Source organism: Kitasatospora sp. NPDC059088 (assembly GCF_042738155.1).
In the GTDB taxonomy this organism is placed as follows: domain Bacteria; phylum Actinomycetota; class Actinomycetes; order Streptomycetales; family Streptomycetaceae; genus Kitasatospora.
The window spans coordinates 11,574-24,710 of record NZ_JBHYGR010000086.1 but is presented as its reverse complement, the minus strand read 5'-3'; the positions used below and the strand labels follow the sequence as shown (position 1 = coordinate 24,710).

11 protein-coding genes are annotated in these 13,137 nt (G+C 75.0%); 5 read left to right on the top strand and 6 right to left on the bottom strand.

What is annotated here, in order from left to right; all coding sequences use genetic code 11:
* Positions 1–130: 130 nt before the first annotated feature.
* Positions 131–1,984 (bottom strand): asparagine synthase (glutamine-hydrolyzing), encoded by a 1,854-nt coding sequence (asnB, locus tag ACFWXO_RS30620; protein WP_380527676.1) that lies wholly within the window; start codon positions 1,982–1,984, stop codon positions 131–133.
* Positions 1,985–2,178: 194 nt separating this feature from the next.
* Between asnB and ACFWXO_RS30615 the strand changes: the two genes are divergently transcribed.
* Both ACFWXO_RS30615 and glmS read left to right on the top strand, forming a co-directional pair.
* Positions 2,179–2,454, top strand: a complete 276-nt coding sequence (locus ACFWXO_RS30615) for a hypothetical protein (RefSeq protein ID WP_360237016.1) — start codon at positions 2,179–2,181, stop codon at positions 2,452–2,454.
* A gap of 39 nt (positions 2,455–2,493) precedes the next feature.
* On the top strand, positions 2,494–4,320 hold the full coding sequence (gene glmS, locus ACFWXO_RS30610; protein WP_380396049.1) for a glutamine--fructose-6-phosphate transaminase (isomerizing): 1,827 nt from the start codon (positions 2,494–2,496) through the stop codon (positions 4,318–4,320).
* Positions 4,321–4,381: 61 nt separating this feature from the next.
* On the opposite strand, the gene ACFWXO_RS30605 is transcribed toward glmS, so the two are convergent.
* On the bottom strand, positions 4,382–5,860 hold the full coding sequence (locus ACFWXO_RS30605; protein WP_380527673.1) for a protein kinase: 1,479 nt from the start codon (positions 5,858–5,860) through the stop codon (positions 4,382–4,384).
* 388 nt (positions 5,861–6,248) lie between these two features.
* Positions 6,249–7,643, bottom strand: a complete 1,395-nt coding sequence (locus ACFWXO_RS30600) for a DUF2254 domain-containing protein (RefSeq protein WP_380527669.1) — start codon at positions 7,641–7,643, stop codon at positions 6,249–6,251.
* Between the two features lie 106 nt (positions 7,644–7,749).
* On the opposite strand from ACFWXO_RS30600, the gene ACFWXO_RS30595 reads away from it, so the two are divergent.
* Together ACFWXO_RS30595 and ACFWXO_RS30590 are read left to right on the top strand one after the other, a co-directional pair.
* A complete protein-coding gene (locus tag ACFWXO_RS30595) occupies positions 7,750–8,415 on the top strand; it encodes a HEAT repeat domain-containing protein (RefSeq protein WP_380527666.1) in 666 nt (221 codons plus the stop codon).
* Between the two features lie 53 nt (positions 8,416–8,468).
* Positions 8,469–9,515: a HEAT repeat domain-containing protein gene (locus tag ACFWXO_RS30590; protein ID WP_375886007.1), complete on the top strand. Its 1,047-nt coding sequence runs from the start codon at positions 8,469–8,471 to the stop codon at positions 9,513–9,515.
* A gap of 53 nt (positions 9,516–9,568) precedes the next feature.
* Here ACFWXO_RS30590 and ACFWXO_RS30585 read toward each other — a convergent pair whose 3' ends face one another.
* Positions 9,569–11,029, bottom strand: coding sequence for a hypothetical protein (locus ACFWXO_RS30585; RefSeq protein ID WP_380527664.1), 1,461 nt, complete (start codon positions 11,027–11,029; stop codon positions 9,569–9,571).
* Positions 11,030–11,060: 31 nt separating this feature from the next.
* Here ACFWXO_RS30585 and ACFWXO_RS30580 point away from each other — a divergent pair, with 31 nt between their 5' ends.
* Complete coding sequence (locus tag ACFWXO_RS30580) at positions 11,061–11,234, top strand: hypothetical protein (protein WP_375886011.1); 174 nt, start codon at positions 11,061–11,063, stop codon at positions 11,232–11,234.
* A 50-nt stretch (positions 11,235–11,284) separates the two neighbouring features.
* Here the strand turns inward: ACFWXO_RS30580 and ACFWXO_RS30575 are convergent, their stop codons facing one another.
* Together ACFWXO_RS30575 and ACFWXO_RS30570 are read right to left on the bottom strand one after the other, a co-directional pair.
* On the bottom strand, positions 11,285–12,205 hold the full coding sequence (locus ACFWXO_RS30575; protein WP_375886202.1) for a glutaminase: 921 nt from the start codon (positions 12,203–12,205) through the stop codon (positions 11,285–11,287).
* 156 nt (positions 12,206–12,361) lie between these two features.
* Positions 12,362–12,988: a DUF3152 domain-containing protein gene (locus ACFWXO_RS30570; protein WP_380527661.1), complete on the bottom strand. Its 627-nt coding sequence runs from the start codon at positions 12,986–12,988 to the stop codon at positions 12,362–12,364.
* Between the last annotated feature and the right edge of the window lie 149 nt (positions 12,989–13,137).

The following is a 13,137-nucleotide window of genomic DNA, read 5'->3' as shown; positions in this document are numbered from 1 at the left end:
GGCCCCGCCGCGCGGGGGGGGGGCGGGGGCGGCGCGGGGGCGGGGCCGCCGCGCGCGCCCCCCTTCCGGGCCGGCGCCCCCCCCCCCGGGCCGGGCGTGCGTTCCGCCGTTCGGGCGGGGGGACGGTGCGTCAGAGCTCCAGCGTCACGCGGTACTCCGTCAGCCAGACGTCGAGGTCCAGCGCCAGGTCGACGCCCAGCCGCACCGACCCGGGGTCGGTGTCGGGGGCGAGCGCGTCGGCCAGCCGCCGCCGGTCCAGCAGCTCCAGTGCCGGGGAGGTCCGTTCGGCGGCGAGCCGGGAGAGGTCGGCGCGCAGCAGCTGCGGGTAGCGCGGGTCGGCGGTGATCGGGTACGCGCTCTTGACCCGGTCGGCGACCTCGGCCGGCAGCAGGTCCCGGACGGCGGCGCGCAGCAGGCTCTTCTGCTGCCCGTCGAAGGTCTTCATCGCCCACGGCGTGTTGAAGACGTACTGGACCAGCCGGTGGTCGCAGAACGGCACCCGCACCTCCAGCCCGCCGGCCCGGCTCATCCGCTCGTTGCGGTCGAGCAGCACACCGGAGAAGCGGGTGAGGTTGAGGTACGAGATCTCCCGCATCCGCCGTTCCACCGGGTCGGCCGCGGGCAGGTGCGGGACTTCGGCGAGCGCCTCCCGGTACTGGGTGCGGCGGTGGCCGGCCAGGTCGAGCTTGCGCACCAGGTCGGCGTCGAGCAGCTGCTCGCGCGGGGCGGAGCCCGGGCCGGCCAGGCCGCCGTCGAGCCGGGCGGCCCAGGGGAAGTCGTCGGCGGCGATCGCGACCGGGTCGTGGAACCAGGGGTAGCCGCCGAACAGCTCGTCCGCGGCCTCGCCGGACAGGGCGACGGCGGCCCGCTCCCGGACGCGGCGGAAGAGCAGCAGCAGGGCGGCGTCCAGGTCGGCGAGCCCGCCCGGGAGGTCCCGGGCGCGCAGCACGGCGTGACTGCGGCGCAGCTCGGTGAGCTCGGCGGCGTCCAGCGCGATCACGTCGTGCTCGGCGCCGACGTGCCGGGCGAGCATCCGGGCGTACGGGCCGTCCGGCGTCGAGCGGGCCGGGTCGGGGTGGAGGTCCTCGTCCCGGCCGGTGAAGTCCACCGCGAGGGTGCGCAGCGGGCCGGCCCCCGCCCGGCGCAGCGCCGCCGCGGCCAGGGCGGTGAGGGCGCTGGAGTCCAGGCCGCCGGAGAGCAGCGAGCAGAGCGGCAGGTCCGAGTCGAGCTGGCGGTGGACGATGTCCTCCAGCAGGGCCCGGACGGTGGCGATCGTGGACTCCAGGGAGTCGACGTGCTCGCGCGCCTCCAGCCCCCAGTAGCGGCGCTCCGTGACGCCGCCGCGGCGCACCCGGACCAGGTGCCCGGGCCGGACCTCGTGGACGCCCCGGTACGGGGTGGTGCCGGGCGTGCGGGTGAGGGAGAGCAGTTCGCGCAGCCCGTCCAGGTCGACCACCGCGCGGACCGCGGGGTGGGCCAGCACCGCCCTGGCCCCGGAGCCGAACACCACGCCGTCCGGGGTGGGGTGGTAGTGCAGCGGTTTGACGCCCAGCCGGTCGCGGACCAGCAGCAGCTCCTCGTGCCGGGAGTCCCAGATCGCGAAGGCGTACGCGCCGTTGAGCCGCTCGGCCAGGCCCTCGCCCCACTCCAGGTAGCCGAGCAGTACGACCTCGGCGGCGTCCCGGGTGCGGAAGCGGTGGCCGGCCGCCTCCAGTTCCGCGCGCAGTTCGCGCTGGTTGTGGACCTCGCCGGTGAGGGCGAGCACGGCCAGTGGGCGGCCGTCGTGCTCGACGGACAGCGGCCGCGCCCCGCCGTCGGTGCCGGCCGCGCCGGGGCGGCGGCGGCCGAGTGCGGCGTGCGGCTCCAGGTGGACGCCGCCGGCGTCCGGGCCCTGGCAGACCTGGGTGGCCGTCATGGCCTCGAGGACGTCGTGCTCGGCGGTGAGGTCGCGGTCGAAGGCGACCCATCCGGTGATCCCGCACATCAGCAAGCCCTCCGGTCTTCGGGTACGTGTGGCGGGGGTCACGCTACGGGCGCCCTCGGCGCGGCATCAAGAGCCTGTCCGGAAGGCGACGGCCAGGGGTCCGCGCGGTTACCCGGGCCGAAAGTCGCCGAGCCTGCCCGAATTCGGGCAAGATCTTTGGCTTCGGTGCGCCGGGAGACCTAGAGTTCTCATTCGTGCCGAGCTCACCCCACCCTCACGAAGACCTCCTCGCCCACCTCTCCCGGACCAGCCCGCTCGGGCCCCGGGAAGCGGCGCGGGTCGTGGCGGAGGTGCTGGCGTACTTCTCCGAGACCACCGAGGAGTACGTCCGTCGCCGCCACGGCGAGCTGCAGGCACGCGGCCTCACCAACGAACGGATCTTCGCCCGGCTCGCCGAGGAGCTGCCCGCCCGCCGCGTCGCGGCGCCGGAGCTCTCGGCCCGTCAGCTGCGCCGGATCGTCTACGGCTGAGCCCCGGGTTCATTCGCTATTTACTGGAGGAGTCCACGCATGTGCGGAATCGTGGCCTACATCGGCCCCAAGGACGCGACCCCCTTCCTGCTGGAAGGACTGGCCCGGCTGGAGTACCGCGGCTACGACTCGGCCGGCGTCGCCGTCGCCGGGCGCACCGGCGGGATCAAGCTCCGCAAGGTGAAGGGCCGGGTCGCCGACCTCGCCGCCGCCGTGCCGGCCCGCTTCAAGGGCGGCACCGGAATCGGCCACACCCGCTGGGCCACCCACGGCGTGCCCAGCGACGCCAACGCGCACCCGCACCTGGACAACGCCGAGCGGATCGCCGTCGTGCACAACGGCATCATCGAGAACGCCGACGAACTGCGCGCCAAGCTCGCCGCCGACGGCGCGGTCTTCCGCTCCGAGACCGACACCGAGGTGCTCTCCCACCTGATCGCCGCGCACACCGCCGAGGGCGTCGAGCTGGAGGACGCCGTCCGCGCCGCGCTCGGCCGGGTCGTCGGCACCTACGGCATCGCGGTGCTCGACGCCGAGCAGCCCGACCGCATCGTGGTCGCCCGCAACGGCAGCCCGATCGTGCTCGGCATCGGTGAGAAGGAGATGTTCGCCGCCTCCGACGTCTCCGCCCTGGTCCGCTACACCCGCCAGGTGGTGCACCTGGAGGACGGCGAGCTCGCCACCGTCCGCGCCGACGGCTTCCGCACCTTCACCGCGGACGCCCGCACCACCCACCGCCAGCCGTCCACCGTCGACTGGGAGATCGACTCCTTCGACACCGGCGGCTACGACCACTACCTGCTCAAGGAGATCCACGAGCAGCCCACCTCCGTCGAGCGCACCCTCAGCGGCCGGCTCGACGAGCGGTTCAGCACCGCCCACCTCGGCGGCCTCAACCTGGACGCCCGCGAACTGCGCGAGATCCGCCGGGTGAAGATCCTCGGCTGCGGATCCGCCTACTACGCGGGCGAGATGGGCGCCCAGCTGATCGAGGAGCTGTCCCGCATCCCCGCCCACAGCGAGCCCGCCTCGGAGTTCCGCTACCGCAACCCGGTGATCGAGGCCGACACCCTGTACGTCGCGGTCAGCCAGTCCGGCGAGACCTACGACACGCTGGCGGCCGTCCAGGAGATCAAGCGCAAGGGCGGCCGCGTCCTCGGCGTCGTGAACACCGTGGGCAGCGCGATCGCCCGCGAGTGCGACGGCGGCATCTACCTGCACGCCGGGCCCGAGGTGTCCGTCGCCTCCACCAAGGCCTTCACCTCCACCGTGGTCGCCTTCGCCCTGCTCGCCCTGCACTTCGGCCGGATCCACGACCTCTCGCCGGCCGACGGCCGCCGGATCGTCTCCGCCCTCCAGGCGCTGCCCGACCAGATCCGCGAGGTGCTCGACCAGTCCGACGCGATCGCGAAGCTGGCGGCCGAGTACGCCGACTCCGCCGGGATGATGTTCATCGGCCGGGTCCGCGGCTACCCGGTGGCCCGGGAGGGCGCGCAGAAGCTCAAGGAGATCTCCTACGTCCACGCCGAGGCCTACCCGGCGAGCGAGCTCAAGCACGGGCCGCTGGCCCTGATCAGCCCCGAGCTGCCGACCGTGGCCCTCGTCCCGGACGACGAGCTGCTCGACAAGAACCTCACCACCCTCGGCGAGATCAAGGCCCGCTCCGGCCGGGTCATCGCGGTCGCCCACCGCCGGCCCGAGGACAAGCTGGCCGACCACTGCATCCTGGTCCCCAAGAGCGAGCCGGAGCTGGACCCGCTGCTCCTCAACATCCCGCTCCAGCTGCTCGCCTACCACGCGGCGGTCGCCCTCGGCCGGGACGTGGACAAGCCGCGGAACCTGGCGAAGAGCGTGACGGTGGAGTAGCCGTCAGGCGTTCGAACCCCGGGCCCCGGTCGCTGTGCGGACGACCGGGGCCCGGCCGCCGTCAGGCCCGGTTCGCGCGCGCCGTCCGGACGTGCTGCCAGATCAGGGCGGCCAGGGTCAGCACGGCGGCGGCGTGCAGCAGCCACCAGCCGGCCCCGAAGGTCAGCGTGAGGTTCGCCTGCACCGCGGGCGGCAGCCTGCGGGCGACGTCGTCGGGGCCCGCGGTGAGGTCCACGCCGATGAGGGCGAAGGGCAGTGGCAGGGCGCAGAGGTACCCGAGGCGCCGGAGGGCCGGGGACGGGCGGTGCGGCAGGACGGCCGCGCAGACCAGGGCGAGCACGGCGGGTACCAGCCACCCCCAGGACATGTAACCGATGGCCCGTTCCGTGTCGGCGAGCCCGACCGCGGAGTACAGCGGGAAGCCCGACCCGGACGCGTGGTTGATGGCGGCGACCGTCTGCGGGGTCATGGTCCCGCCGGCCGCGATGCTGACGGTACCGCCGGTGAGCAGCATCGACACGCCGTACACGGCGAGCAGCCCGGCCGGCACCAGGACGGACGCGAGCAGGCGCTCCCGCCGGCCGGTCGCCGGGGGCCGGACCGGTTCTCCCGGCTGGACCGGGAGGGTCGGCGGGGCGACCGGCTGGGTGGCGAGCGCGGTCGGCTGGTACGAGGGCTGGGCCGGTACCAGCGGCTGCCGCTGCCCGGCGAGCAGGGCGGCCGCCTGCGCCCCGGTGAGGCGGGCGTTCGGGTCCTTCGCCAGCAGGCCGTCGATCAGCGGGGCCAGCGGGCCGGCCAGGGTCATCGGCGGCGGCTGTTCGAACAGCACCGCGGTGAGCGTCGCGACCGGGGTGTCCCGGCGGAACGGCGGTCGGCCCTCGGCGGCCTGGTAGAGCGTGGCGCCGAGCGAGAACAGGTCGCCCGCCGGGGCCGCGGGGCTGCCGTGGGCGCGCTCGGGGGCGAGGTAGTCGACCGAGCCGATGAAGGCGCCCGAGGCGGTGAGGGCGGTCTGGTCCTGCTGCACGGCGATCCCGAAGTCGGCGAGCAGCACGCCGCCGTCGTCGGCCAGCATGATGTTCGCCGGCTTCACGTCGCGGTGCACGATCCCCGCCCGGTGCGCGGCGTCGAGCGCGGCGAGGACGGCCTCGGCGACCGTCACCGTGTCGGCGGTCGGGAGCGGGCCCTCCCCGGCGATCCGCTCCTCCAGGGACCGGCCGACGATCAGCTGCATCACCGTCCACGGGGCGCCGTCGTCGACCACCACGTCGTGGACGCCGACGACGTTCGGGTGGTCGCGCAGCCGGGCCGCGTGCCGGGCCTCCCGCTGGGCGCGCAGCAGGCGCTCGGAGTGCTCCTCGGGCGAGGCGGCGGGCGGCAGTCGGACCTCCTTGACGGCCACGTCCACGCCGAGCACCTCGTCGTGGGCCTGCCAGACGCTGCCGAAACCGCCCGCCCCGAGCCGCCGCGCCAGCCGGTACCGGCCGCCGACCAGCCGCCCCGCCGAGGTCACGGCCGTACCGCCGTCCCCGCTGTCCGCCACCGTCGGTTCCCCCGTTCCTCGGCCTGCACGTCCGCCACAGTCTGGCAGAGCCGGTACGGCCGACGGCGGGGGCGGGCGGGTGACGGGGGAGGGCCGCGGCGGTGCGGAGTCGGTGGGGCTTCGGGATGCCGACGGGTTGTCATGACTGAAACACCGTCGGGCTGGGCATAACGACGTGGACCCACCGAAGGGCCCGGCTGACGCTCCCCCACGAGCGCAACCGGGCCCCGGGCCGGCGATCGGGCCTGGGCGTGACTCCCCCCACGGAGTGGCGACCAGGCCCGCAGCGTGTTCAACCAGCGATACGCAGAGTACATGTCATATCCACGTAGCGCTACCGAGTTCCGCGCTTCCGTTCCGGGCCCCGAGCGGGCCCCGGGGGCGGGGGTCAGTTCGCGCGGCCGGCCCGGGCGTAGGCCGCCAGGACCGAGAGGTAGCGCCGCCGGACGTCGTCGCGGTCGGCGGCCTCCGGGACCGACTCCCGGTTCAGGCGTTCGATCATCTCCGCCTGCTGGAGCAGGACCCGGCGCTGCTGTTCGGTCCGGGTCTCCGCCATGATCTCGGCCAGCGCGTCCAGCTGGCGGATCAGGACGGCGGGCATGCCGGGGGCGGCCTGGCGGATCTTCTCGAACGACCGCTGGACCAGCCGCTCGTAGCTCACCGGGACGGTCATCACCCGGACGTACCCGGCCTCGTCGCGGTGGACGGGGTTCGGGTCCCAGCGGGCGGCGATCCGGCACAGGCCCTCGCCCAGCCAGTCGATGCAGGTCAGGGTGGTGAAGGTGTCGTTGACCGCGGTGGACAGGGCCCGGATGGCGATCTCCACCAACTGGTCGACGGCGAAGGCGATGTCCTGGGCGAGGGTGCGGGTCGACCCGACGACGTGGGCGCGGGCGAAGCTGCGGGCCACCTCGGGCGCGGCCGCCGGCGGCCAGACGGTGGCCAGCGGGTGGCCCTGGACGAGGAAGTGCCCCGGCCGGTGGTCCAGCCGGATGACGGCGTCGAGCTCCGCGGCCATCCGGACGAGCGTGCGGTGCCGGACGAACTGGAGGTAGCCGCTGGCGGGGGCCGGGACCGTCGCCCCCGAGGTGTCCAGCCGGACGTTCAGCTCCGCGGCCGTCGGCCCCGCGCCGCCCCCGGCAGGCCGGTCCGGCCCGCCCGCGCCCGCCTCGATCGCCTCCGACAGCTCCGCCGCGATGCTCGCGATCACCCGGGGCAGCTGGATGGAGGTGGCGATGTGGTGGATGAAGAAGATCAGTACGGCGAGGTCGAGCATGACCAGCACCATGCACACGGTGATGGACAGGTGGGGGACGAAGTCGCCCCTCGGGCCGGGCCCGATGACGACCAGCGAGAGGATCGCGAAGACGAACGTCCCGACGAAGGTGCCCAGGGTCATCTGGGTGGTGCGGTCCCGGATGAAGGTGCGCAGCATGCGCGGCCCGAACTGGGTGGAGGCCAGCGTGAGCGTCACGATCATGATCGAGAACACCACGCCGACCACGGTGATCAGCGCCGCCGCGATCGCCGCCAGGACCTGCCGCGCCGAGTCCGCCGTCCCGCTGATCACCCAGGACGGCAGCCCCAGCGTCCCGTCGTACGCCCCCCGGTCCAGCGAGACCGTGACCGCGAACAGGGCCGCGGCGAACCCGACCTCCAGGATCGGGACGACCCACAGATTGGTCCGCAGCGCCTCGCGCCGCCACTGCGCCTCCAGGTGGACACCGCGGATCACCTCGCCCACCTCCGTACGCCCGGCCCGCCGGTACACCCCCTCGATCACCCAATCTAGGGTCCCGGCGGCCTCCCGGCTCGGCGTCCGCCCAGCCCGTACGGCTTGACCTTGACACGGTGACAAGCCCTTCACTGGTCTCCAGGAGGTGGTCCCGATGACGACGTCGACCGAGGACGAGAACACGATGCGGGTGTGGAAGGGGCTGGCGCACGACGACCCGTCGGTGCGGCTGCGGGCCGCGCTGGCCGTCGGGACGAACCCGGACCCGGGGTTCGTCGACGGGCTGGTCGAGCGGTGCGCCGTCGAGCCCGACTTCCCGGTGCGGGAGATGCTCACCTGGGCGCTCACCCGCCACCCGGCGGCGGTGACCGTCCCGCCGCTGCTCGACGAGGTCCGCTCGGAGCGTGCCCAGGCACGGAGCCAGGCGCTGCACACCCTGTCCAAGATCGGGGACCGGCGGGCCTGGCCGGCCGTCACCCCGGCGCTGCTGTCCGACCCCGACGAGGAGGTGGCCCGCAGCGCCTGGCGGGCCGCGGTCGTGCTGGCGCCCGAGGACGAGCGGCCCGCCCTGGCCGTAGGGTTGGCGGCGCAGCTCGGGCGCGGCGGCCGGGAGACGCAGCTGAGCCTCAGTCGGGCGCTGGTCGCGCTCGGGGAGGCGGCGGCCCCGGTCCTGACCGCCGCGACGACGGACCCCGACCCCCGGGTGCGCGCCCACGCGCTCGCCACGGAGGCGCTGCGCCGCGACCCGGACGCCGGCTTCGAGTCGGCGATCGAGGAGGCGAAGCGGATCGCCGTCCTCGGGACCGAACGGGACGGGTAGCGGGGGATGTCGATCGGTGGCGGACGGTGTGGACGGTTTGGACGGTGTGGGCGGTGCTGATCGGTGAAGTCGCCCGGCGGTCCGGGGTCAGTGCCCGGATGCTCAGGCACTACGAGTCGCTCGGCCTGGTGCGGCCCTCGGGCCGTACCGGCTCCGGCTACCGGGAGTACTCCGACGCGGACATCCGGCGGATCTTCCACATCGAGAGCCTGCGCTCGCTCGGCCTGTCGCTGCACGACGTCGGGCGGGCGCTCGACGACCCGGGCTTCGCGCCCTCGGGGCTGGTCGACGACCTCGTCGCCCGCACGCTGGAGCGCATCGCGGCGGAGAGCGAGCTGCTGACGCGGCTGCGCCGGATCGGTGCGGCGGAGCCCGGCGGCTGGGAGGACGTCCTGCGGACCGTGGCGCTCCTGCGCGGGCTGGAGTCGGGGAGCGCGGGGGCGCGGCAGCGCGCGGCCCTGGCGGCGGTCGAGGAGGCCCCCGTCCCCCTGGAGGCACTGGCCGAGGCGGTGCTGGCCGAGTCGGACCCGAACGCCGCCGGGGCCCTGCGGTGGGCCTTGGCACGGGCCGGCGAGGCGGCGGTGGCCCTGCTGGCGCCGGGCCTCGGCTCGCCCTCGGCCGAGGTGCGGGAACGCGCTGTCCGGTCCCTCGCCGAGATCCCGGACGAGGCGGCGACCGCACTGCTGCGGGACGCCCTGGCCGGCCCCGATCCGGTGGTCCGCGGGTACGCGGCCCTGGCGCTCGGGGCCAGGCGGGTGGCCGACGCCGTCCCGACGCTCATCGACATGATCGTCGAGGAGCGGAACGACGCCGACGCGGCCGACGCGCTGGCCGCGCTGGCGAACGGCGGCGCCGGGGGCGGTGCTGCCGGTGTCGGTGCTGCCGTTGATCCCGTCCTGGCGGACCGGATCGCCGGGCGGCTCGTCGAGCGGCTGGCCCGGGACGGGGTGGACGAGCCCGCCCGGCGGCGGCTGACCCAGGCGCTCGCGGACATCCCGGGGAGCACGGCGACGCGCGCGCTCGCGGGGCTGGCGCGGGACGGTGACCGGGTGGTCGCGCTCACGGCGGCGTACGTGCTCACGCTGCGCGGCGCGCGGTAGCGGACTCCCGCGCGCCGCGCAGTGGCTGTGGGCGGTCGGTGGCGGTGGGCCGGTCAGCCGGCGCTGCTGATCCGCAGGATGCCGGTGGTGGTGCCCTGGTAGACCACGCCGCCGGGGGCGATGGAGCCGACCATCTGGAGCGTGTCGAAGAGGAATCCCGCGCCGAGGTAGTGGGTGCGGGTGACGGCGCCGGTGCTCGGGTCGACCTCGGCGTAGTCGTACGGATCGAGGATCGAGGTGGCGTCGGTGCCGGGGATGACCGGCCGGCGCAGCACGGTGTGGATCAGACCGTCACCGGTGGACAGCCTCGGCACGGCGGCGGAGCGCACCGTGGTGTCCCAGACGAGGTCGCAGCCGGAGCCGTCGGAGCGGACGTCGACCCGGCTGAGACCGCCGGAGAAGCGGCCGGAGGCGGGCACGCTCGGGCCGGCGTCGGCGGGCAGCTTGGGGTACGGGTAGCCGTAGGTGCTGGCGACGAAGACGGCGTTCCCGGCGCCGACCGGGGAGTTCTCGCTGCCGCTGCCGCCCGCCCTGAGGACGGGGACGGAGCAGACCTCGGAGCCGTCGGCGGTGCGGTAGACCAGCAGGTGCACGGTCGGCGCGGCGTTGTCGACGACGGTGACGTAGTCGGTGCCGGTGCGCGGGCCGAAGAAGGTCGGCGTGGAGCCGGTGCCCCAGCTGAGCTGTCCGGGCTTGCGGCCCGGCCCGCGGTCGTACGGCCGCCGCCAGGCGATGCGCGGAGTGCCGTCGGCCCCCGCGGTCAGCAGGTAGGTGGCGTGGGTGGTGGCCACCAGCGTGCCGGCCGGGGCGGTGGAGAGGGAGTTGGCGACCTTCTCCCCGGCCGGGAGGGCGAGGGTGCGGACGGTGCCGGTGCGGTCGTCGGCGGTGCCGACGACCCCGCCGCCGGTGGCGAACCAGACCCGGCCCTGCCAGTCCGGGGACAGGCCGGTCACGGCGTCGCCCTCGGGCACGGCGCCGGCCAGCGACAGCCGGCTGTCCACGGTCAGCGCCCAGGCGCCGGTGGCGGTGCGGTGGTGGCCGATCCGCAGCAGGTCGCGGTTGCCGTCCACCACCACCAGGCGGTCGTCCTGGTCCAGGTAGGCGTACACGCCGCCGAGCAACGAGCCCTTGGCGATGGGGAGTTCGGCGACGGAACCGCCGTCGGCCGGGTCGAGCAGGTGGACCGTCGGGACGAGGCCGAAGATCGTGGTGCAGAGCGCGACCGGGCGTCCGTCCGAGCCGACCAGCACCGTCGGGCAGGCGGACTGGAGGGCCACCCGCTCGGAGTCGAGCGGGCCGGGCTTCGGGCCGGGCAGCGGGGTGGCGTCGGAGGAGCCGGTGTCGCCGTGCATGGTGGCGGTGCCGTCGGGCCCCGCGTACGGGTTGTGCGGGGGGAGCGGACCGAACGGGCCGTCGGCGTGGGCAGGGGCAGGGGCAGGGGCGGGGTCCGCGAGGGCGGGGACCGGGAGGGCCAGCAGGGCGGCGGTCACGAGTGCGGGCAGCGCGAGGCGCATGGGAGTTCCCGTCGGGAGAGGTGTGGACGGCGTGGTGGTGCACGTGATCGCCCGGGTGGGGGTTCCCGACGGCGCCGGGGGCGCCGGGCTGATCACCGCGTCAGAGCGCGCGGTGACAGATCGCCGAGCACGCGTGCCCGAGGTCGACGTCGAGTCGACGGCTCAGGTGCGTGTGGCGGTTCATGCGGCCAGCATGGACCACTGACACTTTGTCGCACAAGCGTCCGTCCGGCCCGTGGGACCGGGTGGTGCGGGTCAGAAGACCGAGCAGCCGGAGAGGGTGGTGAGGGTGTCCAGGGCGGTCACGGCGGCGACCGAGTTGCCGGCCTGGTCGAGGCGGGGGCCCCAGGCGCAGACGGCCGCGCGGCCGGGCAGTATGGCGAGGACGCCGCCGCCGACGCCGCTCTTGCCGGGCAGGCCGACGCGGAAGGCGAACTCGCCGGCGGCGTCGTAGGTGCCGCAGGTGAGCAGGACGGCGTTGAGGCGCTTGGCCTCGCCGCGGCTCATCAGGCGGGTGCCGTCGGTGCGCACGCCGTAGCGGGCGAGGAAGGCGCCGGCGAGCACGAGGTCGCGGCAGCTGGCGGCGATCGCGCAGTGCGCGTAGTAGTGGTCCAGCACGGTGTCGACCGGGTTCCGCAGATTGCCGTGGCTGGCGATGAAGTGGGCGAGCGCGGCGTTGCGGTGGCCGTGCTCGGCCTCGGAGGCGGCGACCACCGGGTCGGTGTCCAGCAGCCGGTTGCCGGACTCGCGGCGCAGGAACTGCCGTACGGCGCCGGAGGCGTCGCCGGTCAGGGACTGCAGGCGGTCGGTGACCACCAGGGCGCCCGCGTTGATGAACGGATTGCGCGGGATGCCGTGCTCGGTCTCCAGCTGGACCAGCGAGTTGAAGGGGTTGCCGGAGGGCTCCCGGCCGACGCCCCGCCAGAGGTCCTCGCCGCCGTCGGGGCTGTAGGCGAGGGCGAGGGCGAGCGAGAACAGCTTGGAGACGCTCTGGATCGAGAACGGCCGCTCCCAGTCGCCGACGCCGTGCAGCTCGCCGTCGACGGTGGCCACGGCCATGCCGAAGGCCTCCGGGTCGGCCTCGGCGAGGGCCGGGATGTAGTCGGCGACGTGGCCCCGGCCCGTGGTCGCCCGGGCGGCCGCCTCGGCGGCGGCCAGCAGGACGGGGTAGTCCAGGTTCTCCACATCGAACAAGGTTCTTCACTCCACGCGCGGACGGGTACGGACGGGTATGGACGGGTACGGGCACCGTCCGACCTGTGATTATCCGTCTTCGGGGGAGTGCTGTGCGCCAGGCGGGGGTGCGGTGCGTGGCGTGCCGGGAGGCCGGCGCTACGGCGCGTCGGTCGGCGCCTGGACCGGCGGGCCGGTCAGCAGGGTGCCGGAGTCCGTGTAGGGCCAGCCGTTCGGGACGCAGCCGTGCAGGCCCTTGATCTGCTGCATCATCACCGGCGCCGGGGCGCCCGGGCCCGGGCAGTCGACGTGGCCGTTGCCGAGGATGTGCCCGACCTCGTGGTTGATCGCCAGCGCGTGGTACAGCTCCGGCTGGTTCCGGTAGAACTCGGACAACTCGGTCCACCGCTTGAGGTTGATCACCACCTGGTGCTGGACGCCGCAGTTGACCCAGCCGCCGGTGTCCAGCCCGTACTGGCCGCAGATCCGGTCGGTGGAGCCCGGGGTCGCCAGGTAGACCGTGAAGTCCACCGGGTCGGCGGCCATCCGCTCGAAGGACGCGGTGCCCCCGGCCGCCCAGCCGCGCCGGGTGTCGCCGAGGACGGCGTCCACCTCGGCGGCGAACTGCGCCGGACTCTCCGCGATGCCGTCCTCCACCCGCACCTTGTAGCGGTACAGGTGCTCCCCGGTGCCGAAGCGGGCGGAGCCGCCGGGGGCGGTGGTGAAGGCCAGCGGCGCGGGCTCGCCGCTGCGCCAGGGCTGCCACCACAGCAGGCCGGCGGTCACCGCCGCGACCAGGGCCAGGGCGAGCGCGGCGTGCCAGGGCCGCAGGCGCCACCAACGGCGCGGGCGGGGGGGGGGGGGCGCGCCACAGCCCGCGGCCGCGCCCCACGGCGGCGGGTGGGGGGGCGGTTGGGGTGGGTGGGGGGGGGGGT